Raw genomic sequence first — 25,589 nt, forward strand, 5'->3', positions numbered from 1 at the left:
CTCATCGGACCCGCGCCGGTTCTTCCGAGCGCACCGGCGTCTCCAGCCCAAGGTTTTCGCGAAGTGTGGTGCCTCGGTATTCCGTGGGGTAGACGCCGCGTTCCTGGAGTTCGGGCACCAGATGGTTCACGATGTCATCCAGGCCGGTGGGGACCAGCCACGGCGAGATGTTGAAGCCGTCCACGGCACCAACCCGGGCGTATTCCGCCAGGTGGTCCGCCACTGCGGTGTAGGAGCCGGTGAAAGTGGCGTCGACGCGTGCCGTCTTCGACGTGACGAACTGGCGGATGGAAAGGCCCTTGTCCTTGGCCTCGGCCCTCCACTGATCAGCGAGCTGCCGGGCCTTGGCGCCGTGGAATCCGCTGCCGCGGGTCTCCGAGGTTTCTTCCACCACGGGATCGATCTCCGGAAGGGGCCCATCGGGGTCGTACGAGGAGAGCTCGCGGCCCCAGAACTGCTCCAAGTAAGCAATGGCTTGCTGCGGGCCGATCTGGAGGCTGCGGACCCAGTCCTTCTTGTCCTGGGCCTCCTGGTCAGTGGCAGCGAGGATAAATTCGCTGGCCGGCATGATCTGGACGGCGTTGGCCCCACGCCCGGCGGCAACCGAGCGGGCAACAATGTCGCGGCGGAATTCCACGGCGTTGTCGAACTTCGGATGTGCGGAGAAGATCACGTCGGCCTGGCGGGCCGCGAAGTCGCGCCCTTCAGGTGAGTCCCCGGCCTGGAAGAGGACAGGGCGGTACTGGGCGCTTCGGGGCAACAACGGGGTGACGTCCACGGTGTAGTGCTGGCCTTCGTGAAGGACCCTCCGCGCTGGACCGCTCGGCGTTTCCCACGAATCCCAGATCCTCTTGGCGGTCTCAACAAAGGCTTCTGCGTGCCGGTAGCGGTCGGCGTGGTCCAGGTATCCACCGCGGCGGAAGTTCGCACCGGTCCAGGCGTTGTCCGTGGTGACGATGTTCCACGCAGCGCGGCCACCGGAGATGAGGTCCAGGGAGGACAAACGGTGCGCGAGGTCCGCGGGATCGTTGTACGTGGCGTTCTGGGTGGCCACCAAACCGATGTTCGTGGTTACTGCAGCAAGCGCGGCCAGCATGGTCTGCGCGTCCGGACGGCCCACCACATCCAGTGCGTGCGGGCGGCCCAAGTGCTCGCGAAGTCGCAGCCCTTCGCCCAGGAAGAAAGCAGCGAACTTGCCGCGCTCTGCGGTCTGGACGAGCCGGCGGAACGACTCGAAGTCCGTCTGCGAACCGGATTCCGGGGCCTTCCAAATGGTGCCGGAATTGACGCCCTGGAAGAAGATACCGAACTGGATCTGGCCGCTCGGCTGGAAAATGTCGCGTGTCATGGTGTTCCTTTACTTTCCTGCGCCGGTAGCGGTGGTTGCATAACGGTTCTCCGCCGGCCCCAGGCCCAGCAGGTCCCGGAACGTGCCGTCCTGGATGGGCGCCCGCAGGGAACCGCGGCGACGAAGTTCCGGAAGGACTGCCCGTGAAAGTTCATCCAGCTCCACGTCCAGGACGGCAGGGTGGAGACGGACGCCGTCGGATTCCTGGAGGAGCGAGTCGAGAAGATCGGTGAGAGCCGCGGCAGAGCCGATAAACCGCGCCCGTCCGGTTTCCTCAGCGGACCCGGAGCGCGAAGCCGCAGCTTCGCCGCGCGCGTCCAGGACGACGTCGAGCTCGACGACAATCGCCACGGACGCACCCAGGCGGGCCCGCACGTCGCGAACCTCCCCAGCGAGCAGCTCCGGAGTAGGGGCAGAGACGAGCACAGCATCAACGGCATCAGCAGGCACCAAGCCATCGCCCACCAGCGATGCCGCGGCCAGCACCGGCAGCTGGCCCTGCAGCGGCCTCGGAATGATGGAGGGACCCTTCACGGAATAGCCCGGACCCGGGAAATCGGAGGGTGTTTCAAAGTCCACATAGTGCAGCTTGTCCACATCGATGTAGCGGCCGGTGGCGACGTCCCGGATCACGGCGTCGTCCTCCCAGGAGTCCCACAGTCGGCGGCCTACCTCGATGGACGCTGCGGCCTCGTGTGCCAGCGCGGCGCCTTCCACCGACGAACGTCCGACGGCGGCAGCGGCCTCGGGCGACTCAGCGGCTGTGACAATCCACCCGGCACGGCCGCCGGACACGTAGTCCAGGCTCGCGAGCTGCGTGGAGATATGGAAGGGCTCCGTGTAGACGGTGTCCACCTCAGGGACCACGGCAATGTTCCGGGTGACGGGACCGGCGAACGCGGCACGCTGCAGGGCGTTGGCGCGGCCGGGAACCCGTTCGTCCGTGAAGGTTGCCGCGTGGAAGCCGGCGGACTCGGCGGCGAGGACGGCGGTTGCAAGGTTCTCATAGCCGGCGCCATCGAGTTCAATGGCCAGGAATCCGGCCTTCTTTTCTTCGGAGGAGCTCACTTCTGGTCCTGACGTTCGTAGGGGATCTTTTCGCCGGCTTCAATGGCCACCGGAAGCCGGTTCTCGGCAGGCGGCAACGGGCAGGTTGCGAGGTCGGTGTAGGCGCACGGCAGGTTCACGGCACGATTGAAGTCGAGCTGCACAGAGCCATCAGCTGCGGGAACCACGGAGAGCGAGCGGTTGGCCGCGTACGTGGTCTTGCCGGAGGTCTGGTCTGTGAACAGCACGGACAGTGAGCCGGGTGCGTGGCCGTTGAACGCGGTCAGTGCAAGTTCTTCACCGGCCAGCTTGAAGCGGATCTCACCCGGTGCTTCATAAACATGCTGGATACCCTCGACGGCGGCACCCACCGTGGTGGGGCGCGGAGCATCGAAGGGAACAAAGGTACCTGCCACGGCGAACGCAGCGTTCGGGGTGTATGCAGGTGTTCCCTGGTACTCCTGTAACAGCTGATTCTGCGGATTTCGAGGCCGAACGATGTACTCGCCGCCACGTTTGGCCACCTCGATCACGGTGTCGCCGGAGACCAGGTTGATCCCGCCGCGTTCCTCGATGGGGCCCAGCTCCAGCGTTTTGCCCGAGCCGGTGTTCAATTCCACCCCATCCTGCTGCAGGCTTTCGCCCGGCTCCAGGACTACACGTACGACGTCGGCGTCCACACTCCACGTGCCCGGCGCACCTTCCAGCCGGGTCGCTTCGCTGCCGAGCCAGTGCAGGTGGGTCACTGCGAGGAAGCCGTGCGGGTGGGCACGGTGACGCTCATGGGCCTCGTGCCACTCCTGCCACTCCTCGTCGAAGGCTTCGAGTGCTGTTTCAGTGTGCGTAGACATGTGCGGTATCACTCCTGTTGAAGGCATGGTCTGCTGTCACGGTTGCTGCGGCGTCCGGCTCGGTGGCCCCGGCAAATTCGGGTCGGCCCGCAAAGGGATCCCCGGTTTCCCAGAGGGTGCTGGGTGCGGAAGCGCGAACGGCCGGGATGACTTCGAGGGCGAAGCGTTCCAGAATCTCCAGCTGCTGGTCGAACGGCAGCGTAGTAGGCAAGGAGACTGACTGAAGATCGTGGTTGTACAGCGAGTGGTAGCTGAGGATCTTGTCGATGACCTGCTCCGGACTGCCAACCAGTGCCGGTCCCTCGGCCACGGCGTGCTGGATATCCCGGAACGGTGAGTTGTTGCCGGGGACGTTGCGCCCCGCGGTCAGCCCCTCGTACACCGGTCCGTACTGGCGGATGGCTTCCTGTGTGGTGTCCGCGATGAACACTCCGCCGGCGCCGCTGCCCGAGCCGAGGTACTGGTGCCGCGGATCGTGCCCGTGGCGCTCGTACTCTTCGCGGTAGTGGTCGATCAGGACCTTGTAGTTCTCCCGTGGCTGGATGGCGTTGGCCGTGAACAGCGGGTCGCCCCACTTGGCGGCGAGCGCAGCGGACGTCAGGGTTGTAGCCGAGCCGTGCCAAAACCGGGGCGACCCCGCAAAGGGGCGGGGCGTCGTCGTGGTTGGTTCGGTGAGCGCGGGCCTGAAGCGACCCGACCACGTGACACTTTCCTTGCGCCAGAGCGTGCGCAGCAGCGCGTATTTCTCGGCGAGCAGGTCCCATTGGTCATCCAATGACAGGCCAAAGAGCGGATACTGCAGGACTTCGTTGCCTTTGCCGATCACGAGCTCCAGGCGGCCTCGGCTCAGCTGGTCGATGGTGGCGTAGTCCTCCGCCACCCGTACCGGGTCCAGGACGGAGAGCACGGTGACGCCGGTCTGCAGGCGGATGCGGCTGGTGACGGCGGCAATCGCGGCGAGAACCGTCGTCGGGGACGACGAGACGAACTCGCCGGCGTGACGCTCCCCCACGGAGAAGCTGTCAAAACCGAGCTCCTCGGCCCGGCGGGCCGTTTCCACCACTTGGTTCAGCCGGTCGGCGGTGGAGACGATCTCTCCGGTCACCGGATTCTTCAGGTGCGGAATGATGTCAAGGACCTGGAACTTCATTTGGTGGTCCCGGCCGGGGTCCCAAACGTCGCTTCGGTGACGGTCTTGGACTCCGGCAGGGCTTCCTCGGAGAGGCCCCAGCGTTCCAGGACCTTGCCGTAGGAGCCGTCCTTGATGGTGGAGTTCAGTGCGTCGGTGATGGCCGGAGCCAATCCGTTGCCCTTGAGCGTCGTGGCGGCTACCAGCGTTTCGGCCGGCCATCCGGCGTTGACCTTGCCCACTACCTTGAGGTCGTCGCGGGTGTTTTCGCGGTACGTGACGGACGGGAACGGTGCCAGGTTCAAGTCCGTGCGGCCCGAAGAGAGCGCCAGAATGGTGTCGGCATCAGAAGAGTAATACTGCAGGGTGGCCGGCGCCTTGCCCTTGTCCTCGAGTTCCTTGTTCCAGGCCAGCAGGATCTTCTCCTGGTTGGTGCCGGAGCCCACGGAGATCTTCAGCCCGGAAATGTCGTCTGAACCCTTGATGTCGTATGTGGAGCTCTTCTTCGCTTCGAAGCCCATGTACGCGGCGCGGTAGGTGGAGAAGTCGAACAGCTTCACGCGGGCTGCGTTGATGCCCACGTTGGAGAAGACGGCTTCGAAGTCACCGGACTGGGTCTTGAGCGGCCAGTTCTCCCACGACGTCACTTGAAGGTCCAGCTCCAAGCCGAGCTTGTCAGCAACGAGCTGGGCAATGTCCACCTCCACACCGATCGGCGTCTTGTCATCCGTGGCGTGGAAGGACAGCGGAATGGAACCGGCGGTGGTAGCCACCGTCAGTTTGCCGTCCTTGGCGATCGCTGCGGGGACGGCCGCTGCGGCAGCTGTGTCCTTCTCGCCGCGGATACGGTTCTGGTCAACGGAGGTGTTGTAGACAACGCCGTTCTTGGCAGCTTCGGACTCCGGCTTGGCTGCCGACGCCCCGGGATCGGAGCACCCGGCCAGCACAGGAAGCACGACGGCGGGAAGTACTGCGAGCGCCAGGAGCTTGCTCTTATTCGTGGCAAAGGTGCGGGTCTTGCGAAGCATGGAGTGTCCTAGATGTTGAAAGCTGGTTCGATGACTTTGGAGAAGAAGCTGCGGGTACGTTCCTCGCGGGGGTTCGCGAAGATATCCTGCGGGGTGCCGGATTCGACGATCTGGCCCTGGTCCATGAAGACCACGGTGTCTGCGACGTCCCGGGCAAAGCCCATCTCGTGGGTGACCACAATCAGCGTGGTACCGGACTTGGCGAGTTCGCGGATGACGTCCAGGACTTCGTTGACGAGTTCGGGGTCCAGTGCTGAGGTGGGCTCGTCGAAAAGGAGGATCTTGGGATCAAGCGCCAGCGCCCTGGCTATTGCCACGCGTTGCTGCTGGCCTCCGGACAGCTGGCGCGGGTAGGCGTCTGCACGGTCCTTCAGGCCCACCCGATCCAGGAGTTCCAATCCTCGCTTCCGGGCTTCGGCCTTGGAACGCTTCTGGGCCACGATGGGCGCCTCGATAACGTTCTCCAGGGCAGTGAGGTGCGGGAACAGGTTGAAGCTTTGGAACACCATGCCAATGTGGGTGCGCTGCTTGAGAATGTCCTTCTCGCGCAGTTCGTGGAGCTTGTTGCCGCGGACTTCGTAGCCCACCAGTTCGCCATCGATGGTGATGTAGCCGCCGTCGACTTTTTCCAGGTGGTTGATGGTGCGCAGCAGAGTGGACTTGCCCGAGCCCGACGGCCCCACGATCACCGCGACACCGCCCGGTGGGACGGACAAGGAAACACCCTTGAGCACCTCTGTGGCGCCGAAGGACTTCCGGACGTTGGTGATGTCCACCTGGCCGCGGGTGGCGGCCTTGGCTGCGCCGGCCGGAGCTTTGCCGGCCGGGACTGTGCCGGCCGAATCGCGGGCCGGAGCTTCAGCGTCAGGCTGTGCCGCGGTCGTCGTGTTTTCCTTGCGTGAAGCAATGATGCTCATCGGGCGTCCTTGGTGGGAGAGACAGCAACGTGTGCGGTGAAAAACTTGCGGGCCTTCTGCAACGGGGTGAGCGGCAGGGTCCGCAGGGCGCCCTTGGAGAAGTGGCGTTCGATGTAGTACTGGAAGACGCTCAGCACGGAGGTGATCACCACGTACCAGAGCGTCGCCACGAGGAGCAGTGGCAGCACCTGCTGGGTCCGGTTGTAGATGACCTGGACCGTGTAGAAGAGCTCCGAGTAGGCCAGGACGTAAACGATCGAGGTGCCCTTGACCAGGCCGATGATCTCGTTGAACGCGTTGGGCAGGATGGCCCGCATCGCCTGGGGAAGCACGATCCTGGTGGAACGCTTCCACGCCGGGATGCCCAAGGCCGAGGCGGCTTCAAGCTGGCCTTGGTCGACGGAGAGAATGCCGCCGCGGATGATTTCGGCGGAGTAGGCCGCCTGGTTCAAGGTGAGGCCCAGGACCGCTGCGGCGAACTGGCTGATGAGCGTGGTGGTCTGGGCTTCAAAGAAGCGGACGTCCGTGAACGGGATGCCCAGGCTGATCTTCTCGTACAGGTACCCCAGGTTGTACCAAAGGAGGAGCTGGACCAGCAGCGGCGTGGAGCGGAAGATCCAGGAGAACGTCCAGGACACCGAGACCAGCAGCGGCGAGGCCGACAGGCGCATGAGGGCCAGGATGAAACCGAGGACGAAGCCAAGGACACCGGAGATGGCCGTGAGTTTGAGGGTCTCGATGAGTCCGTTGACTACCGACTGGGCGGTGAACCACTCGGCCACGACGCCCCACTCCCAGCGCGGGTTGGTGACCAGCGACCACGCGATGGCGGCCACGCCGGCAGCCACCAGCACGGTGCCCACCCACCGCCACGGGTGACGGGCAGGGACCAGCTTGTACTCGGAGTAATCCGGGGTGGGCGGTGCAGTGTCCGCCGTGGCAGGCGGTGCGATTGCACTCATGCGCCACCTCATTTCAGATCGGTTGTTGTCTATCGGATGGCTGCCAATCTATGGGCGTGCGAAACCCCGCAGCAAGGCGGGAATTTGCACTTCTTCACTGGACTTCGCGCGGCTTCGCAAGGGTTCGTACAACGTCATAATCGATGTCATCAGGCGCCATATGCGTCCCTTCTTTGCGCGCCTTAACGTGACGTGACGCGTGGTGAACGGCCGTGACCACCGCCTCGACCAGCGGCCCGGTTCGTCCCTAGATTGGGCATCACAACACCACTGCTCTTCAGGAGATCCCATGCCGTCACGAGTTCCAGCCATCGCCTTCATTGGCGGCGGCCCGCGCACCGCCGGCGTCCTGGAACGACTTGCCGCCAACCGTCCTGCGCTGTTCCTCGGTCCCCTGCACATCCACGTCATCGAACCCCATGAACCCGGTTCCGGGAGGATCTGGCGCTATGACCAGGATCCCGGGCTGCTGCTGAACTCCACGGCTGCGGACGTCACCATGTTCACGGACGCCTCCGTAGCCTGCGACGGCCCGTCGGTGGAGGGGCCGGGATTGTCCACGTGGGCGTCGGGCGTGCTGGACGGCAGCATCCGGGATGTTCCTTCGCTGGAGCCGCACCTGCTCGAACAGCTTCGCTCGCTGACTCCGGGGTCGTTTCCCACCCGTCAACTTCAGAGCAAGTACCTTGAATGGTTCTTCGGCCGGGCCGTCAGCGCTTTGGGCTCCGACGCGACGGTCACCGTGCATCGGGACACGGCCACCGCCGTCGAGCGTTCGGTTGCGGACGGCGCCTCCGCTGGGTCTCACGGCGGGCTCGACGACGGTCCTCACCGCGTGCGGCTGGCTTCCGGTGCGGAGGTACTTGCCGACGTCGTGGTGTATGCGCTGGGGCACACAGATTCCGTTCCCGACCCCGAGTCCGCCCGCCTCAGCGAGTTCGCTGCCCGGCACGGCGGGTTCCATGCGCCGCCGTCGTACACCACGGACGTGGACTACTCCGCGATTGAACCCGGCCAGGACGTGATCGTTTCCGGGATGGGCCTGGCGTTCGTGGACCTGCTGGTGTTGTTGTTCGAGGGACGTGGTGGCCGCTTCGAAGAAACGCCCGACGGCCACCTGGACTACGTAGCCTCCGGCGCCGAACCGCGGGTCTGGGCGGGGTCCCGGCGCGGTGTACCTTTCCACTCCAAGATCTCCTCCACGATGCGCGGCGAGCCAATCGCCCGCCCGCGATACTTCACCGCAGAGGCCATTGATGCGCTCCTCGCCGAGCATCAGGAACTCGATTTCCGCAAGCACCTGTGGCCGCTGATCGCCAAGGACGCCGGGTACGCCTACTACCGCGAGCTCTTCACCGGCTACCCGGAGCGGGTACTGGGGACGTGGACCAGTTTTGAGTCACGTTTCGAGGCCCTCGATTGGTACAGCGCTGCCCGCGAAGAACTGGTCAACTTCTCCGTGCCGGATCCGGCGCTGCGCCTGGACCTCGAGAAGCTGGACCATCCCCTGAGCGGATGCGCGTTCGCCGACCATGACTCAGTGCAACGCTCGGTGGCCGCGTATATCCAGCGCGACCTTGATCTCCGCACCAGCCCTGACCATTCCGAGACCCTGGCCCTTTTCACCGCCTTGCTGTTTGTCTACATGGACCTCGGCCGCCTGGTCCCGCAGGAACGGCTCAATGCCCGCTCCCAGCAGGCCATTCACGGGTGGTGGCACGGCTTCTTCAGCTTCGTCGACTCCGGTCCGCCCTCCCACCGCCTCCGCGAGATGCTGGCACTTCACCGGGCCGGGTTCCTGAAGTTCCTGGGTCCGGGCATGTGGGTCCGTGCCGACGATTCCATGGGCAGGTTCGTTGCCGGCTCGTTCCAATCGCCCGTTGTGGTGGACGCCGCCGCGTACATTGAGGCGCGACTGCCTGCCGCTTCGGTGGAACGTTCCGCCAACCCCGCGTTGTTTGACCTGCACGACGCCGGATGGGGCACCGAACAACGGCTCCTCACCTCCGACGGTGCCCACTCCACAGGAAAGCTGCTGGTCTCCGGGAATCACGAGGTCCTGTCCCCTGTTGGTACTCCTCAGAGGGGTTTGTTCGCGGTGGGCCCGTGGACGTCCGGGTGGGGTGCCGGGGCTTTTGCACGGCCCAACACCAACGCAGCACCCTTCCGGGAGAACGACGCCCTGGCGCGGAGGATCCTGTCCACTGTTGCTGCCGCCCGCCCAACTGAGTCGCAGCTAACGCCGTTATGAGCCCTCAAAACGGCATTAACTGCTACCTACTTGGATTCCACCTACGAAAGGCCTGACATGACAACAACGCCAACCCTGCCGACGTCGGGCCTGACCGTCCTCAGCCTGCCCATGCGCGATCCCCGCGTTCGCCCCCTCCTGGACGAGCTCGCCGTCGAATACAACACCCGCTATGGCGACCTGTTCAGCAGCGAAGGGGCCGCGGAGGAACTGAACCGGTACCCTGCCGAAGAGTTCGCTGCCCCGCACGGCGCGTTGATCATCATCCAGGAGAATGGCGAGTCAGTGGCCGGCGGCGCGTTCCGGCGCTATGACGACCACACTGCCGAACTCAAGCGGATCTGGACGCACTCGGCCCACCGACGTCGCGGCTTGGCACGCCTGGTCCTGACGGAACTGGAAAATGAGGCGCGACGACGCGGCTACCGGAAGCTCTACCTCACCACCGGCCCGCGCCAGCCGGAGGCGAAAAACCTCTACCTTGCCACGGGCTACAAGGCGCTGTTCGACCTCGCCGCAGACCCCGAGGACATCAAGCATTTGGCGTTCAGCAAGGATCTTGCCGTGCACAGCTAAGCTATGCGCATGGCCAAGAAACCCACTGCAACAACTGCCGAGAAACTCGCCACCATCCAGCAGGGGTACACCCTGGAAGGTGCCACCATCGAGCTGGGCGCCGCGATCGTGGACGGTGAGATCCACAAAGAGGCCCAGGTCCGGCTCCCGCTCGCCATGATGAACCGGCACGGACTGGTGGCCGGCGCCACGGGCACCGGCAAGACGGTCACGCTGCACATGATGGCCGAACAACTGTGTACGGCGGGTGTCCCGGTTTTCCTCGCGGACATCAAGGGTGATCTTTCAGGACTGGCCACGCCCGCCACCGGCAGTGAGAAGCTGACCGCACGCACCTCGGCGCTGGGGCAGGAGTGGTCTGCGAAGAATTTTCCCGTTGAGTTCCTCTCGCTCGGTGGGGATGGCCACGGTATTCCCGTCCGTGCCACCATCACCTCGTTCGGGCCAATCCTGCTCTCGCGCATCATGGATTTGAACGACACGCAGGAATCCAGCCTCCAACTGATTTTCCACTTCGCGGACAAGAACAACCTGGAGCTGATCGACCTCAAGGACCTCCGTGCGGTCATCCAGTTCCTGACCTCGGACGAGGGCAAGACCGAACTGGCAAACCTTGGCGGGCTTTCCAAAGCCACAGCCGGCGTGATCCTCCGCGAACTGGTCACCCTTGAGGCCCAGGGGATGGAGAAGTTCTTCGGCGAGCCCGAGTTCGATACCGCCGAACTGCTCCGCACAGCGCCGGATGGCCGGGGCGTGATCAGCTGCCTTGAATTGCCAACGCTGCAGACCAAGCCCCTGTTGTTCTCCACGTTCCTCATGTGGCTCCTGGCTGATCTTTTCGAGGACCTCCCCGAAGCCGGCGACCTGGACAAGCCCAAGCTCGTCTTCTTCCTGGACGAAGCCCATCTGCTGTTCAACGGCGCCTCCAAGGCCTTCCTCGACGCCATCACCACCACCGTCCGGCTCATCCGCTCCAAAGGGGTGGGCATCTTCTTCGTCACGCAGACACCCAAGGATGTTCCTGCTGACGTCCTGGGCCAGCTCGCCAACCGCATCCAGCACGCCTTGCGCGCCTTCACCCCCGAGGATGCCAAAGCGTTGAAGGCCACCGTCTCCACGTTCCCCGTCAGTGACTACGACCTCGAAGAAACGCTCACGTCCGCGGGCATCGGCGAGGCCGTCATCACCGTCATGAATGAGAAGGGTGCGCCCACACCGGTTGCGTTGACCCGGCTCCGCGCCCCGGAGTCCGTCATGGGTCCCAGCGCGGACGACCTCATCAAGAGCACCGTGGCAGGGTCCTCCTTGTTGGTGAAGTACGGCACCGCCGTGGACAACCTCTCCGCGTACGAGAAGTTGAGTGGCCAGGCCGCCGTATCCACCGGCGATGCTGCTCCGGGACTGCCACCGGTGCCTTCCGCATCATCCGGGGGTTCCGGGGTTTCCCAGTCCGACATCGACGCCGAAGCGCGCCGGATCGAGGAAGAGATCCTCGGCCGCCCCAGCTCGCGGTCCTCATCACCTGAGCCCTACCCGGTTCCCGCGCCTGCTCCAGTTCCGCAGCAGGCTCCGGCCCAGCAGGATGGCATGTTCGGAGACATCGCCGGCGCCCTCGGTGGTGCGCTGGGCGGCGGGCTGAAAAGCATGGTCCGGTCCATGGGCACGCAGCTGGGCCGTGACCTCATGCGCGGCGTCTTCGGCACCTCCTCACGGCGCCGCCGCTAGTCCCGCCTGACGGGCACCAGTACGACGCCGGGTGGCAACAACGCTTGTTGCCGCCCGCCGTCGAGCCTTCTCCAATCGGTGGACATACGTCATATCGGCGCCTTCCTGCACAGTGATCGCTGCCGCGGCAGGTAACGTAAAGGGCGTGCAGTTGAGTCAAGCGTTCGTCAAGACCGCAGCCGGATGGCTGCTCGGTCTGATGCTTGCTGCCGCCGGGGCCATCGTCTGCATCAATTTGGTGAGCTCGTCGGTGGCCAGCCCACAACAGCCCGTCAAGGAGTACCTGGCGGCGCTGCAGAAGGGCGAGGGCGAAGAAGCGCTGGGCCTCCTGCGGGCCAAAGTGCCCAGCTCGAACGCCGCCATGCTGGATGGCACCGCCCTGCAAACAGCCGCTTCCAAGATGTCCGACGTCACAGTGGGGAACCCTGAATCGCGGGGCAGCAACCGCGTGGCAGTCCCCGTCGACTACACCCTGGACGGCAGCAAACTCCACACCGAGTTCCTGATGGAACGGACCGGGACGCAGTGGCTGTTCTTCGCCAAGTGGGCGTTCGTGCCCACCACGCTGCCCACCATTGAGGTCACGGTGGTCAATGCCAGCGAAGCCACCCTCAACGGTGTGCCCGTCAATATGCCCAATGGCCGCAACACCTTCGCTGTCTTCTTCCCCGGTAAGTACGAGGCCAGCCTCAACGGGACCTTCTTCGAGGCGCCGCCCACCTCGGCCCTCGTCTCAACCCGCGACGGCGGCCAGGCTCCCCTGAACCTGCAGACGCGTTCCACCAAGTCCATGAACGAGGCAGTCGCCGGGAAGGTCCGCGAATTCCTGGACAGCTGCGCGGCGCAGGCCACCGAACAGCAACGGCTCCAGCCCGATTGCCCCTTCTACCACGCCAGCAACGCCCGTGTGGTGGACGGAACCATCAAGTGGGCCATCACGGAATACCCCAAGATCACTATCGAACCTTTCGGCGGCAAATGGGTGGTGGCTCCCCTGAACGGCAAGGCCACCCTGACCGCCCGGGAAATCAACCTGTTCACCGGGTACGTCAACGACCTCAGCGTTGAGCACGATTTCAGCTTCACCACCCAACTGGATGTCAACGCCGACACTGTGACAGTCACCCCGATGCTGACCTTCTAAGCTTCCCCGGCTCGCCGCACAGGCCTGCCATTGGCACGTCGGCCGCACTCACCTGCTGCACCGGCCCGCCGCATTCACTCGCCTTCGAGCAGTTCCAGGGCATGAAAAAGGCCCGGGCCAACCTATTGAAAAGTGGGCCCGGGCCATTTCAGTCAGTGGGTTAGTCCATGCCGCGCAGGTCCAACACCAACTCGGACTCACCGTCGGCCTGCAGGACTACCGGAATGCCCCAATCCTGCTGGTAGAGGTGGCAGGCGGCGTGGTCCGGGATTTCGCCGTCCTCAGTTTCAGGTCCATCACAAGCAGCCGCACGGGCGGTGATGTGAAGGATGCCTTCGGGAACGTCGGCGGAGAGTTCCAGGGTGCGCAGCAAGCCCACCGATGTTCCACCTCCGGAGACCAGGAGTTCCGGCGGCGTGGAAGAGATCTTCATCTGCGTGGGATCGCCCCATCGGTCGTCCAGCTTCTGGCCTGTCGGCGCAGTGAAACGGACGGCCAGTTCCAACGGGCCGGGGGTCACCGGGCTCTTGGGACGGTGCGTCTGGGAAGCGCCTTCGTCCACTTGCTGGGCTTCCTTGGGGATCGGAACCAGGACCAGTTGGTGCTTGTTGGACTCCACCACGACAAGCAGCGGCTCACTGCCTTCCACCTGGACCACCACGACATCACTAGGCTCAGCGAGGCCCCTCGCCAACGTGGACACCGACTTGGTAGCGGGGTCGTAGCGGCGGACGGCGCCGTTGTAAGTATCTGCGATGGCTACAGAACCGTCCGGCAAGACGGTGACACCCAAGGGGTGCTGCAACCGGGCCTCAGCGGCCTCGCCATCGCGGAAGCCGAAATCGAACAACCCTTTGCCCACCGCGGTTTCCACGGTGACGCCCGAGTCGCTCAGCACCAACCGGCGAAGGGACGACGTTTCCGAGTCCGCAACCCAGATGTTGCCATCGGCGTCGATCGCCAGGCCGGAGGACTGGGCGAACCAGGCCTCTTCAGCCTTGCCGTCCAGCAGGCCCTCCAGACCGGAGCCGGCCAGGATGGAAACCTCGTTGCCCAGGGGGTCGAAGGCGAAGATCTGGTGTGTGCCGGCCATGGCGATAACAACACGCTGCAGCTTATCGCTCCACACCACGTCCCACGGTGAGGACAGGGAAACCTCGGTGCCCAGACCCAGCGCCCCCACATCGATGGCGTCGGCCGCGAAGTCAGCAGGGCCGGCGTCGTGATGTTCAGACCAAGTACCGGCGCCCGTGTCCGTCACTCGGGCGGGTCCGGCGTCGAGCAACCGCTGCACACCGTTCCCGGCGACCGTCTGCACGTAACCGGAGCTGAGTGTCACTCCACGGAGGCGGTGGTTGACGGTATCGGCCACCACGGCGTCGTAGCCCAGTTTCCATGCAAGCTCCGACGGGAGCAGCGCGACGCCCTGGGGCTCATTGAACTGTGCGATCTCCGCTTGGCCGTCCAGGTACCCCTTGGTGCCGGAGCCGATGACGCGCTCTACGGTTTCCAGGTCCGGTCGAAGCTCCACCAGACGGTGGTGGCCGGAGTCGACTACGAGGTAGTTGCCGTTCGGCAGCTGCGTGGCTTTGCCCGGGAAACGCAAAGTGCCCGACGTCGGCACGGGAGCCACGTAGGGGCCGTTGCCGCGATGGAGGGTTCCCTTGGCTTCATGCTCGGCGACGAGTTCTTCCAGCAGGACAGCCAGGCCGTCGGCATGGCCTTCGCCGGAAAGGTGGGCCACGATGTACCCCTCGGGATCGACGACCACCAGCGTGGGCCAGGCACGGGCCGTGTAGGCCTTCCACGTGGCTAGTTCCGGGTCGTCCAGGACCGGGTGGTGGATCTCGTAGCGCTCAACGGCCGATGCCAGCGCTACGGGATCCGCTTCGTGCTCGAACTTGGGCGAATGTACGCCCACCGTCACCAGGACGTCGGAGTACTTCTCCTCGAGGGGGCGCAGTTCGTCAAGAACGTGCAGGCAGTTGATGCAGCAGAAGGTCCAGAAGTCCAGCAGCACGATCTTGCCGCGCAAGGACTCCAAGTCCAAGGATTTGCCGCCCGTGTTGAGCCAGCCGCGGCCCTCCAGTTCGGAGGCCCGGACCCGGAGTTGGGTGCGTACGGTTTCGCTCATCAGCGTCCTTCCAGCTTGGTGTTCGGTTCAGTCTGCACTGCAGAGTCTGGGCGTTCGACATTGTTGCGTTCGGCGTCGCCGCGTTCGGCATTGCTGCTCTCGGCGTCGCCACGTTCGGCCTGGGCGGTCCGGGATGGTTCGACCGTCCTGGAAGGCTGGGCAGTGCGGCCTGCCATTTTGGCATCGCGGTCAGCGAGCCGGGCAAACATATCGTTGTAAGCGCTCAGGTCGGCGTCGTTATTCCTGTCCGCGGCACGATCAACGCGACGGGTCTCCCGTTCATCCGAGCGTGACCACATCACGGCCACTCCGATCGCCACCAGCAATGTGGGTACTTCGCCGATTCCCCACGCAACTGCGCCACCCAGTTGCTGGTCTCCAATGGCCGACGGACCCCAGGCGCGGCCCAGGTTTCCAAAGTAGTCGGCTGCCAGCAGCCCGGTGCCACCCATGATGGCCACGCCGAAGAACGCGTGGAAGCCCATGGTGGCCAGCAGGAGAAGCAGGCGCATCGGGTAGGGCGCGCGGCGGGGCAGAGGATCGCTGCCGATCATGCTCAGCACAAAGATGTAGCCGGTCAGGAGGAAGTGCACGTTCATGAGCTCGTGGCCCACGTGCTCTCGCATCGCGAGGCCGAAAAGGTCCGAGTAGTAGAACAGGACGATGGAACCTGCGAAGTTGGCTGCGGCGAACAACGGGTGTGTCACGATCTGCGAGAACCTGGAATGCACAAACACCAGCAGCCATTCGCGAAGTCCCCGTGAGCCGTGGGCTCCCTCTCCCCTGGAAGGCAGTGCCCGCAGGGCAAGCGTGACGGGTGCGCCCAAAACGAGGAAGATCGGGGCAACCATGGTCAGGGCCATGTGGTCCACCATGTGCGCAGAGAACAGCACGCGGCCATAAACGGCAGGCGGGCCGGAGGTGATGTACGTCAGCACCACGAGGCCGATCAGCCAGTTCACCGATCGGAACCAGGACCATTTGTCTCCGCGCCTGCGGACCTTGATGATGCCCATGATGTAGGTGACCGCACCAAACAGCGCCACTCCCACCCACAGCCAGTCGAATCGCCATTCCGTCAACCAGCGTTCCGGAGTGAGCTCCGGTGGGAGCTCGTAGCCGGAGAGGATGAACGACGGCGATGCATCAGGCGCATAGGTGGTGGGCTGCGGCGGAGCCGATCGGCCCAGCGCAACGGCAAGTCCCGACGTCGCGCCCATGACCAGCAGCTCAACCAGAACCAGTTGCCATAGCACGCGGCGGGCAGACATGGAACCGTTCTTGCCGAGCTGGGGAATGACCCACTGGCGGTGCATGAACCCGATGCCACCCAGCACGAGCGTGGCCAAGGACTTCGCGACAATGAGTTGGCCGTACGGTGAGCCGAACAGGTCCGCGGGGTTTGTCACGCGGATGGCAGCATTGATGACGCCGGAGGCGAACACCAGCACAAAGGCGAAGCCGGCCAGTGCCGAGAACCGCCGGAGGGTTTGTTCGGTGATGTCCGGCGTTCCCTTGCTCCGGGAACCCGTGAGGATCGTGGAAAGGACAGCGAGCATGATGATTCCGCCCACCCACGTAGAGACCCCTACGAGGTGAAGTCCCAGTGAGTTGATGGCGCCTTCGTGGTCACTGGAACTCGACGAGTGTCCGATCAATGCGGTGGGAATGAGCCCGATCAGGGCCAGCAGCAGAGTGAACGCCAGCCCGGTCAAGGAGCGCACCCCGAACAGCGCGGTAGTGACCACTGCGGCGATGATGGTGACGGCGAGCCAGGCCTTGCCCGTCTCGATGTCCGTCATGAAGTACACCAGCGAACGGGTGAACTCGGCGTCGCCGGAGAGCCCTTGGCCCGCTACGTCTGCGTAGGTCAGGACGAGGACTGCCACTGCGGACAATGTCCATGCTGCTCCCGCGGCTGCAGCGACGGCGAGGGCCCGGGCAAAAGCGGGGTGTTCGGGTGCTTCAACATTCTTGTCGCGGGACCGCGAGCCACCGAGGTTCTTGGGCAAGATGCCGACTGCAAAAATCAAACCGCCCACCACAGTTGCCACGGAGACGTTGTGGATGGCCTTTGCGACCGGAAGGCCCCACCGGACCAACTCGCCGGGGTCCGAGACCTGCCGTGCTGCGGAAGCACCTGAGAAGATGAGTGCCGCGGCGAGCGTCAGGAACAGCGCCGCCAGACCGGCCAATTGCCACGGTACGGAAATCCCCGCGACTGTAGTGCCTCCCCGCGCTCCCGGCGTGGGAACAGGCGAAGGGGCAGTTGCGGAATTTCTTGCTGATGGCACTCATCCATTGTCCGCTACCTGTCGCAAGGCTGCGAATCGGGAGGGTGCTATGTGCATCACGGGTGCTATGTGGATATGTAAAAAGCAGAAGGGACGGCAACCGTCAGGTTGCCGTCCCTTCCAGGCGTTCGCCGAAGAGTAATTACTTCTTCTTTGCGACAGCAGCCTTCAGCTTGGAGCCAGCGGTCAGCTTGACGCTGTGGCCGGCTGCGATCTGGATGGTCTCGCCGGTCTGCGGGTTGCGGCCGGTGCGGGCTGCACGGTCGGTGCGCTCAACTGCGAGCCAGCCCGGGATGGTGATCTTCTCGCCGGCGGCGACAGAAGTCTCGAAAACTTCGAACAGTGCATCGAGCACGGAGTTGACTGCTGCCTGGCTGGTGCCAGCCTTGCCTGCTACCTCTGCAACGAGTTCACTACGGTTCTTAGCCATTTACGTCCTCCTGGACTCATACGTTTTTGAGCTTTCAAGCGGAATGCGAGCAAGCCACTGTTCGAAAACTTACCAGCTTGGGCTGGCATGGCCAGCAAATTCCGCGTGTTTCCGCGCCTTTTTGACCAAAATCACCGGATTTTCGGGGTTTTTAGGGGTGCTTTACGCCCTTGGCGTACCCTACGGCATTGGCCCGTGCCCCCCATGCTGCCCATCAGACCTCCCGCTGTGCCCCATCAGAACAGGACGCGCTGGAACAAAAGGTGGTCCTGCCATTCCCCCGCGATGTGCAGGTAGGCGGGCGCAACGCCGATCCGTTCGAAGCCGGATCGGTTGAGGACAGCTTGGGACGCTGTGTTGTGGAGCAGTGTCGCGGCCTGGACCCGATGGAGGCCGAGCTCCTCTGTTGCCATATTCACGACGGCGGCAACCGCGCACGACGCCAAACCCCTGCCGGTGCATTCCGCATCAATCCAATAGCCCAGATTGGCGTTCTGGAAAGGACCGCGGACAATGCCGGTCAGTGTGATCATTCCTTGAATGCCCCGGCTGCCGGTGACGACCCATGGCACTTCGCTGCCAGCGGCATAGAGGCCGAGCTTGGCCTGTATCGAAGCCTCCTGGCCTCCCACGGTGAAGAAGTCATCTCCACGGGTGGGCTCCCATTGCTCCAAATGCCTTCGATTACGCAGATAAGCAGCAGCCAGGTCTTTCGCGTCTGAAAGCTCAACAGGGCGCAGGTTCACCCGTTCGCCGCCCGCTCTGCCCGCGCCTGGGGAGACGTATCGTGTGAGATTCATCCCCAGACTCTACCGGCGCCTGCCCAACAATTGCGCAGGTGCCTACAGAGTGATAACTTTTCGCGTGATCGTGAACTTTCGACAGGAGGTGAGACCCATGAACGCAGTATCCATAGTGGGCGCTCCCTGCAGTCCACGATCCCGCGACTGAGCTGGTCGCGAGTGGGAGCGTCCGTCACGCACTTCGCGAAAGGCGACTCCCATGGACACATCAACTACTTCATCACTTAACGCCGGCCCGACGACGGCGCCCGGGTTACCGGCGCCCGTCCAGTCCCAGCCACATGTCGACGCCGATTCGGCCGTCACGGGACCGGCAACGCCCCGACGGGCCTTGGTCCTCGGTGGCGGCGGCTCAACCGGCAACGCGTGGCTGATCGGAATTATCGCCGGCCTGTTCGACGCTGGGCTGGACGTCACCACGGCAGACCTGACCATTGGCACCTCAGCAGGGTCCACCGCCGCAGCCCAACTCGCCGGCGCCACCCCAACCGAGCTGTTCGATGCCATCGTTGCCGCATCCCCGCCGGAACCGGCGAAGAATGTACGGGCTGGCCGGGTTGGGGCTGGCGTGGCCGGGTTTGGCGTGGTTGGGTCTGGCGCCAGGCCAGTAGCGGACCAGATGGAACGGACCGGCAACATCATGAGTGCTTCCACGGACATGGCCGATATGCGCCGGCGATTGGGGGCAGCAGCCATTGACATGGCCGAAGCCCTGGAAGGCTGCAGCGCACGATGGCGTGACACAGTGGCAACCCGCTTGCCCCAAGCGCAGTGGCCGGAACGGACAATCCTCCTGACCGCGGTGGATGCCCGGACGGGTGATCCGGTGGTATTCCACCGCCACAGCGGAGTGGATCTGGTAGACGCAGTTGCCGCCAGCTGCGCCAGCGGCTTCGCCTACAGCATCGGCAGCAACCAGTACATCGACGGCGGATACCGCGCCAACGCCGAGAACGCAGATCTGGCAACTGGGTACTCACGGGTGCTGGTGTTGGCCCCTTTCGGCGGCCGTACGCGGACTCCGTTGGAGTGGGGCATGCACCTCGCTGGGCAGGTGGACGCGCTGCATGCCAACGGCAGCCAGGTTGAAACAATCTTTCCTCACAACGAATCCCAGTACATGTTCGGCGTCAGGGCGATGGATTTGTCCTTGCGTCCGTCAGCGGCCCGAGCAGGATTTCAGCAAGGCAAAGCGCTGGCGCCCCATGTGGCCGATTTCTGGAGCTCACCGGATCTTCCCGGTTGATGGATGCTTTGCAGGGGTCTTGGTTTAGGGGTGGTGGTTAAAGGGGAAGAGCCCCGACCTGTGGTCGGGGCTCTTGCCTTAATGGTTGTCCGGCGGTGTCCTACTCTCCCACACCCTCCCGGGTGCAGTACCATCGGCGCTGTGGGTCTTAGCTTCCGGGTTCGGAATGGGACCGGGCGTTTCCCCCACGCTATGACCGCCGTAACTCTGTTACCCGTCCCGGCCCCCTTTTTGGTGGGGGTGGGTGGGAAGACTTTTGGTTACAACTGTGGTGTTGTTATTTAGTTGTTGGTTCCGGCAACCCTTGGTGCGGGTTGTTGTTCGGGAACCACATAGTGGACGCGTGCAGTGTGTTGTGTGGTGTAAGTTGTTGGCCTATTAGTACCGGTCAGCTTCACGAGTCTTTAGTCCTCGCTTCCACATCCGGCCTATCAACCCAGTGGTCTGGCTGGGGGCCTCTCACACATAACTGTGTATGGAAATCTCATCTTGAAGCGAGCTTCCCGCTTAGATGCTTTCAGCGGTTATCCCATCCGAACGTAGCTAATCAGCGATGCACTTGGCAGTACAACTGACACACCAGAGGTTCGTCCGTCCCGGTCCTCTCGTACTAAGGACAGCCCTTCTCAAATTTCCTGCGCGCGCAGCGGATAGGGACCGAACTGTCTCACGACGTTCTAAACCCAGCTCGCGTACCGCTTTAATGGGCGAACAGCCCAACCCTTGGGACCTACTCCAGCCCCAGGATGCGACGAGCCGACATCGAGGTGCCAAACCATGCCGTCGATATGGACTCTTGGGCAAGATCAGCCTGTTATCCCCGAGGTACCTTTTATCCGTTGAGCGACGGCCATTCCACAATGTACCGCCGGATCACTAGTCCCGACTTTCGTCCCTGCTTGAGATGTCTCTCTCACAGTCAAGCTCCCTTGTGCACTTACACTCGACACCTGATTGCCAACCAGGCTGAGGGAACCTTTGGGCGCCTCCGTTACTTTTTAGGAGGCAACCGCCCCAGTTAAACTACCCATCAGGCACTGTCCCTGACCCGGATCACGGGCCGAAGTTAGATGTCCAAAGTGACCAGAGTGGTATTTCAACGATGACTCCACCCGAACTGGCGTCCGGGTTTCAACGTCTCCCACCTATCCTACACAAGCCACTCCGAACACCAATACCAAACTATAGTAAAGGTCTCGGGGTCTTTCCGTCCTGCTGCGCGTAACGAGCATCTTTACTCGTACTGCAATTTCGCCGAGTTTATGGTTGAGACAGCGGGGAAGTCGTTACTCCATTCGTGCAGGTCGGAACTTACCCGACAAGGAATTTCGCTACCTTAGGATGGTTATAGTTACCACCGCCGTTTACTGGGGCTTAAATTCTCAGCTTCGCCACACAAGGTGGCTAACCGGTCCTCTTAACCTTCCAGCACCGGGCAGGAGTCAGTCCGTATACATCGTCTTGCGACTTCGCACGGACCTGTGTTTTTAGTAAACAGTCGCTTCCCCCTGGTCTCTGCGGCCCACACCCGCTCACGGAGAGCAAGTCTCCATCACGGGGCAGGCCCCCCTTCTCCCGAAGTTACGGGGGCATTTTGCCGAGTTCCTTAACCATAATTCTCTCGATCGCCTTGGTATTCTCTACCTGATCACCTGTGTCGGTTTGGGGTACGGGCGGCTAAAACCTCGCGTCGATGCTTTTCTAGGCAGCATAGGATCACCGGATCCCCCCATACGGGAGTCCCATCAGATCTCAGGAACGTGCTCGAAGCACACAGGAACGGATTTGCCTATCCCTGACCCTACATCCTTAGACCGGGGCAACCATCGCCCGGCCCGGCTACCTTCCTGCGTCACACCTGTTAATACGCTTACCTCCCGGGATCAGGTCCCGCGCTCGGCCAAAACCCACAACACCACAAGGGTGAGCGGGCAGGCTCCGGGCGGTTAGTATCCCCCGCTTGGCATGGGCGGTTTTTCGCCGGTACGGGAATATCAACCCGTTGTCCATCGACTACGCCTGTCGGCCTCGCCTTAGGTCCCGACTTACCCAGGGCAGATTAGCTTGACCCTGGAACCCTTGATCATTCGGCGGACGGGTTTCTCACCCGTCTTTCGCTACTCATGCCTGCATTCTCACTCGTGTAGGCTCCACCGCTGGTTTCCACCGCGACTTCACTGCCCACACGACGCTCCCCTACCACTCCACACCCCTGAACCACGAAGGCTAGGGCAATGTGTGAAATCCACAACTTCGGCGGTGTACTTGAGCCCCGCTACATTGTCGGCGCGGAATCACTTGACCAGTGAGCTATTACGCACTCTTTCAAGGATGGCTGCTTCTAAGCCAACCTCCTGGTTGTCTTCGCAACTCCACATCCTTTCCCACTTAGCACACGCTTAGGGGCCTTAGTTGGTGGTCTGGGCTGTTTCCCTCTCGACTATGAAGCTTATCCCCCACAGTCTCACTGCTGCGCTCTCACTTACCGGCATTCGGAGTTTGGCTGACGTCAGTAACCTTGTAGGGCCCATCGGCCATCCAGTAGCTCTACCTCCGGCAAGAAACACGCAACGCTGCACCTAAATGCATTTCGGGGAGAACCAGCTATCACGGAGTTTGATTGGCCTTTCACCCCTACCCACAGCTCATCCCCTCCATTTTCAACTGAAGTGGGTTCGGTCCTCCACGACGTCTTACCGTCGCTTCAACCTGGCCATGGGTAGATCACTCCGCTTCGGGTCTAGATCACGCCACTACACTCGCCCTGTTCAGACTCGCTTTCGCTACGGCTACCCCACACGGGTTAACCTCGCGACGTAACACTAACTCGCAGGCTCATTCTTCAAAAGGCACGCCGTCACAACTACTATGCGATCACTCGCGGTTGCTCCGACGGATTGTAAGCACACGGTTTCAGGTACTGTTTCACTCCCCTCCCGGGGTACTTTTCACCTTTCCCTCACGGTACTGGTCCGCTATCGGTCATTAGGAAGTATTTAGGCTTATCAGGTGGTCCTGACAGATTCGCACGGGATTTCTCGGGCCCCGTGCTACTTGGGATACTCTCCAGGCTGCACACAACATTACGGTTACGGGGCTCCCACCCTCTCTGGCCGGCCTTTCAAGACCGTTCACCTATGCCTGCACATCACCCCAACGGTCCGGCAGAACCATCACGGAAAGTCCCACAACCCCGCCCATGCAACGCCCGCCGGCTATCACACATGGAACGGTTTAGCCTGATCCGCGTTCGCTCGCCACTACTAACGGAATCACTATTGTTTTCTCTTCCTGCGGGTACTGAGATGTTTCACTTCCCCGCGTTCCCCCCACGCACCCTATGTGTTCAGATGCGGGTCACACAATCACCTTGCAGCGTTGTGCGGGGTTTCCCCATTCGGACATCCTGGGATCAACGCTCGGTTATCAACTCCCCCAGGCTTATCGCAGATTCCTACGTCCTTCTTCGGCTCCTAATGCCAAGGCATCCACCGTGTGCCCTTAAAAACTTGACCACACAAAGATCAAAAACTTACTCGAGAGAACCACGACCACAAGGGCCAGGTTCATTCATAAGAAATTGCTGTAGAAACACACACACCAACCCCGAAAGGCCAGCCATGCATGTCTCAGATGCTCGCGTCCACTATGTAGTTCTCAAACAACAACCCCATCAACCAGACCACCACCACCCCACACAGGGACACGCGGCAGAACCGGAAGCAGGAACAAAAGAAACACCAGAACGATGCCCTCTGCATTGCTGCAAAAAGGTCCTGTTGCCTCAGGACCCAACAGTGCGCCAAACACAACCCCCACAAACCACGCACCCCGGCAGCGTTCCCAACAACACCCACCCCCACAAAAAGCAGAGACACATGCTGCCGTACTGGCACCAGGACACAACCGGTAAAGGCCATGCCAAACAAGTTTGATTCGTTGATATTCCACCCATGAGCACCCACCGCAGAACAGACGCCTGCGCAATGGGCAACACTGACAACCACCACGAACTGCATACACAGAACACGGAACAGCTGCTAGCAGCTCCTTAGAAAGGAGGTGATCCAGCCGCACCTTCCGGTACGGCTACCTTGTTACGACTTAGTCCCAATCGCCGGTCCCACCTTCGACGGCTCCCCCCACAAGGGTTAGGCCACCGGCTTCGGGTGTTACCAACTTTCGTGACTTGACGGGCGGTGTGTACAAGGCCCGGGAACGTATTCACCGCAGCGTTGCTGATCTGCGATTACTAGCGACTCCGACTTCATGGGGTCGAGTTGCAGACCCCAATCCGAACTGAGACCGGCTTTTTGGGATTAGCTCCACCTCACAGTATCGCAACCCTTTGTACCGGCCATTGTAGCATGCGTGAAGCCCAAGACATAAGGGGCATGATGATTTGACGTCGTCCCCACCTTCCTCCGAGTTGACCCCGGCAGTCTCCTATGAGTCCCCGCCATAACGCGCTGGCAACATAGAACGAGGGTTGCGCTCGTTGCGGGACTTAACCCAACATCTCACGACACGAGCTGACGACAACCATGCACCACCTGTAAACCGACCGCAAGCGGGGCACCTGTTTCCAGGTATTACCGGTTCATGTCAAGCCTTGGTAAGGTTCTTCGCGTTGCATCGAATTAATCCGCATGCTCCGCCGCTTGTGCGGGCCCCCGTCAATTCCTTTGAGTTTTAGCCTTGCGGCCGTACTCCCCAGGCGGGGCACTTAATGCGTTAGCTACGGCGCGGAAAACGTGGAATGTCCCCCACACCTAGTGCCCAACGTTTACGGCATGGACTACCAGGGTATCTAATCCTGTTCGCTCCCCATGCTTTCGCTCCTCAGCGTCAGTTACAGCCCAGAGACCTGCCTTCGCCATCGGTGTTCCTCCTGATATCTGCGCATTTCACCGCTACACCAGGAATTCCAGTCTCCCCTACTGCACTCTAGTCTGCCCGTACCCACTGCAGAACCGGAGTTGAGCCCCGGTCTTTCACAGCAGACGCGACAAACCGCCTACGAGCTCTTTACGCCCAATAATTCCGGATAACGCTTGCGCCCTACGTATTACCGCGGCTGCTGGCACGTAGTTAGCCGGCGCTTCTTCTGCAGGTACCGTCACTTTCGCTTCTTCCCTACTGAAAGAGGTTTACAACCCGAAGGCCGTCATCCCTCACGCGGCGTCGCTGCATCAGGCTTGCGCCCATTGTGCAATATTCCCCACTGCTGCCTCCCGTAGGAGTCTGGGCCGTGTCTCAGTCCCAGTGTGGCCGGTCACCCTCTCAGGCCGGCTACCCGTCGTCGCCTTGGTAGGCCATTACCCCACCAACAAGCTGATAGGCCGCGAGTCCATCCAAAACCACAAAAGCTTTCCACCACCTGACATGCGTCAGACGGTCATATCCGGTATTAGACCCAGTTTCCCAGGCTTATCCCAGAGTCAAGGGCAGGTTACTCACGTGTTACTCACCCGTTCGCCACTAATCCCCCAGCAAGCTGGGATCATCGTTCGACTTGCATGTGTTAAGCACGCCGCCAGCGTTCATCCTGAGCCAGGATCAAACTCTCCGTTGAAGTAAAACAAATCAAACAGACACAACCACACCCACCGGAAATAACGGCCGGCACGGCTGCACAAAATTCGAAACCAGCTGAAAACCAGACCACCACACACGGGGGTGCGCAATGATCCAGCCATAATTT

Annotated in this window: 16 protein-coding genes and 3 rRNA genes; 5 read left to right on the forward strand and 14 right to left on the reverse strand. The window is 62.4% G+C overall.

Translation table 11 applies throughout. The features are described from left to right. Window position 1 precedes the first annotated feature (1 nt). Genes ABQM86_RS19195 through ABQM86_RS19225 form a run of 7 tightly spaced genes read right to left on the reverse strand, consistent with a single transcriptional unit; the run spans window position 2 to window position 7,282 of the window. The gene (locus ABQM86_RS19195; RefSeq protein ID WP_207595218.1) at window positions 2-1,348 is read right to left on the reverse strand and encodes an NtaA/DmoA family FMN-dependent monooxygenase; all 1,347 of its coding nucleotides are present in this window, start codon (window positions 1,346-1,348) and stop codon (window positions 2-4) included. A gap of 9 nt (window positions 1,349-1,357) precedes the next feature. Continuing rightward, complete coding sequence (locus ABQM86_RS19200; protein WP_369745307.1) at window positions 1,358-2,416, reverse strand: LLM class flavin-dependent oxidoreductase; 1,059 nt, start codon at window positions 2,414-2,416, stop codon at window positions 1,358-1,360. Continuing rightward, complete coding sequence (locus ABQM86_RS19205) at window positions 2,413-3,246, reverse strand: DUF1684 domain-containing protein (RefSeq protein ID WP_369745308.1); 834 nt, start codon at window positions 3,244-3,246, stop codon at window positions 2,413-2,415. The genes ABQM86_RS19200 and ABQM86_RS19205 overlap by 4 nt, the downstream gene beginning before the upstream one ends. Next, window positions 3,230-4,396, reverse strand: coding sequence for an LLM class flavin-dependent oxidoreductase (locus ABQM86_RS19210; protein WP_369745309.1), 1,167 nt, complete (start codon window positions 4,394-4,396; stop codon window positions 3,230-3,232). Before ABQM86_RS19210 ends, ABQM86_RS19205 begins: the two co-directional genes overlap by 17 nt. Continuing rightward, on the reverse strand, window positions 4,393-5,403 hold the full coding sequence (locus tag ABQM86_RS19215) for an ABC transporter substrate-binding protein (protein WP_369745310.1): 1,011 nt from the start codon (window positions 5,401-5,403) through the stop codon (window positions 4,393-4,395). The genes ABQM86_RS19210 and ABQM86_RS19215 overlap by 4 nt, the downstream gene beginning before the upstream one ends. A gap of 8 nt (window positions 5,404-5,411) precedes the next feature. Next, window positions 5,412-6,320: an amino acid ABC transporter ATP-binding protein gene (locus ABQM86_RS19220; protein WP_242703421.1), complete on the reverse strand. Its 909-nt coding sequence runs from the start codon at window positions 6,318-6,320 to the stop codon at window positions 5,412-5,414. Further along, window positions 6,317-7,282, reverse strand: coding sequence for an amino acid ABC transporter permease (locus ABQM86_RS19225; RefSeq protein ID WP_369745311.1), 966 nt, complete (start codon window positions 7,280-7,282; stop codon window positions 6,317-6,319). Before ABQM86_RS19225 ends, ABQM86_RS19220 begins: the two co-directional genes overlap by 4 nt. A gap of 289 nt (window positions 7,283-7,571) precedes the next feature. On the opposite strand from ABQM86_RS19225, the gene ABQM86_RS19230 reads away from it, so the two are divergent. The 4 genes from ABQM86_RS19230 (at window position 7,572) to ABQM86_RS19245 (ending at window position 12,978) form a co-directional block, all read left to right on the forward strand. Continuing rightward, window positions 7,572-9,533, forward strand: coding sequence for an FAD/NAD(P)-binding protein (locus ABQM86_RS19230; protein WP_369745312.1), 1,962 nt, complete (start codon window positions 7,572-7,574; stop codon window positions 9,531-9,533). Between the two features lie 57 nt (window positions 9,534-9,590). After that, complete coding sequence (locus tag ABQM86_RS19235) at window positions 9,591-10,109, forward strand: GNAT family N-acetyltransferase (protein ID WP_207595225.1); 519 nt, start codon at window positions 9,591-9,593, stop codon at window positions 10,107-10,109. Between the two features lie 3 nt (window positions 10,110-10,112). Further along, entirely contained in the window at window positions 10,113-11,834 is a 1,722-nt protein-coding gene (locus ABQM86_RS19240) for a helicase HerA-like domain-containing protein (RefSeq protein ID WP_207595226.1), read from the forward strand. A 115-nt stretch (window positions 11,835-11,949) separates the two neighbouring features. Continuing rightward, window positions 11,950-12,978, forward strand: a complete 1,029-nt coding sequence (locus tag ABQM86_RS19245; protein WP_207597663.1) for a hypothetical protein — start codon at window positions 11,950-11,952, stop codon at window positions 12,976-12,978. A 160-nt stretch (window positions 12,979-13,138) separates the two neighbouring features. Here ABQM86_RS19245 and ABQM86_RS19250 read toward each other — a convergent pair whose 3' ends face one another. From ABQM86_RS19250 to ABQM86_RS19265, 4 genes are all read right to left on the reverse strand, one after another. After that, window positions 13,139-15,112 carry an NHL domain-containing thioredoxin family protein gene (locus ABQM86_RS19250; RefSeq protein ID WP_369745313.1) on the reverse strand — a complete coding sequence of 658 codons (1,974 nt, stop codon included), beginning with the start codon at window positions 15,110-15,112 and terminating at the stop codon, window positions 13,139-13,141. After that, complete coding sequence (locus ABQM86_RS19255) at window positions 15,112-17,406, reverse strand: cytochrome c oxidase assembly protein (protein WP_369745314.1); 2,295 nt, start codon at window positions 17,404-17,406, stop codon at window positions 15,112-15,114. Before ABQM86_RS19255 ends, ABQM86_RS19250 begins: the two co-directional genes overlap by 1 nt. 142 nt (window positions 17,407-17,548) lie before the next feature. Beyond that, complete coding sequence (locus tag ABQM86_RS19260) at window positions 17,549-17,836, reverse strand: HU family DNA-binding protein (protein WP_011776355.1); 288 nt, start codon at window positions 17,834-17,836, stop codon at window positions 17,549-17,551. A 236-nt stretch (window positions 17,837-18,072) separates the two neighbouring features. After that, window positions 18,073-18,636: a GNAT family N-acetyltransferase gene (locus ABQM86_RS19265; protein WP_369745315.1), complete on the reverse strand. Its 564-nt coding sequence runs from the start codon at window positions 18,634-18,636 to the stop codon at window positions 18,073-18,075. Between the two features lie 202 nt (window positions 18,637-18,838). On the opposite strand from ABQM86_RS19265, the gene ABQM86_RS19270 reads away from it, so the two are divergent. Next, window positions 18,839-19,885, forward strand: a complete 1,047-nt coding sequence (locus ABQM86_RS19270; protein WP_369745316.1) for a patatin-like phospholipase family protein — start codon at window positions 18,839-18,841, stop codon at window positions 19,883-19,885. 87 nt (window positions 19,886-19,972) lie between these two features. On the opposite strand, the gene rrf is transcribed toward ABQM86_RS19270, so the two are convergent. The 3 genes from rrf to ABQM86_RS19285 form a co-directional block, all read right to left on the reverse strand. Then, window positions 19,973-20,089: ribosomal RNA gene (gene rrf, locus ABQM86_RS19275) — 5S ribosomal RNA — on the reverse strand. A 153-nt stretch (window positions 20,090-20,242) separates the two neighbouring features. Next, window positions 20,243-23,400 (reverse strand): 23S ribosomal RNA (locus ABQM86_RS19280). A gap of 540 nt (window positions 23,401-23,940) precedes the next feature. Beyond that, window positions 23,941-25,460: ribosomal RNA gene (locus tag ABQM86_RS19285) — 16S ribosomal RNA — on the reverse strand. The 16S, 23S and 5S rRNA genes sit together here, the layout of an rRNA operon. Window positions 25,461-25,589 lie beyond the last annotated feature (129 nt).

The organism is Paenarthrobacter sp. AMU7 (assembly GCF_041200195.1).
GTDB lineage: Bacteria > Actinomycetota > Actinomycetes > Actinomycetales > Micrococcaceae > Arthrobacter.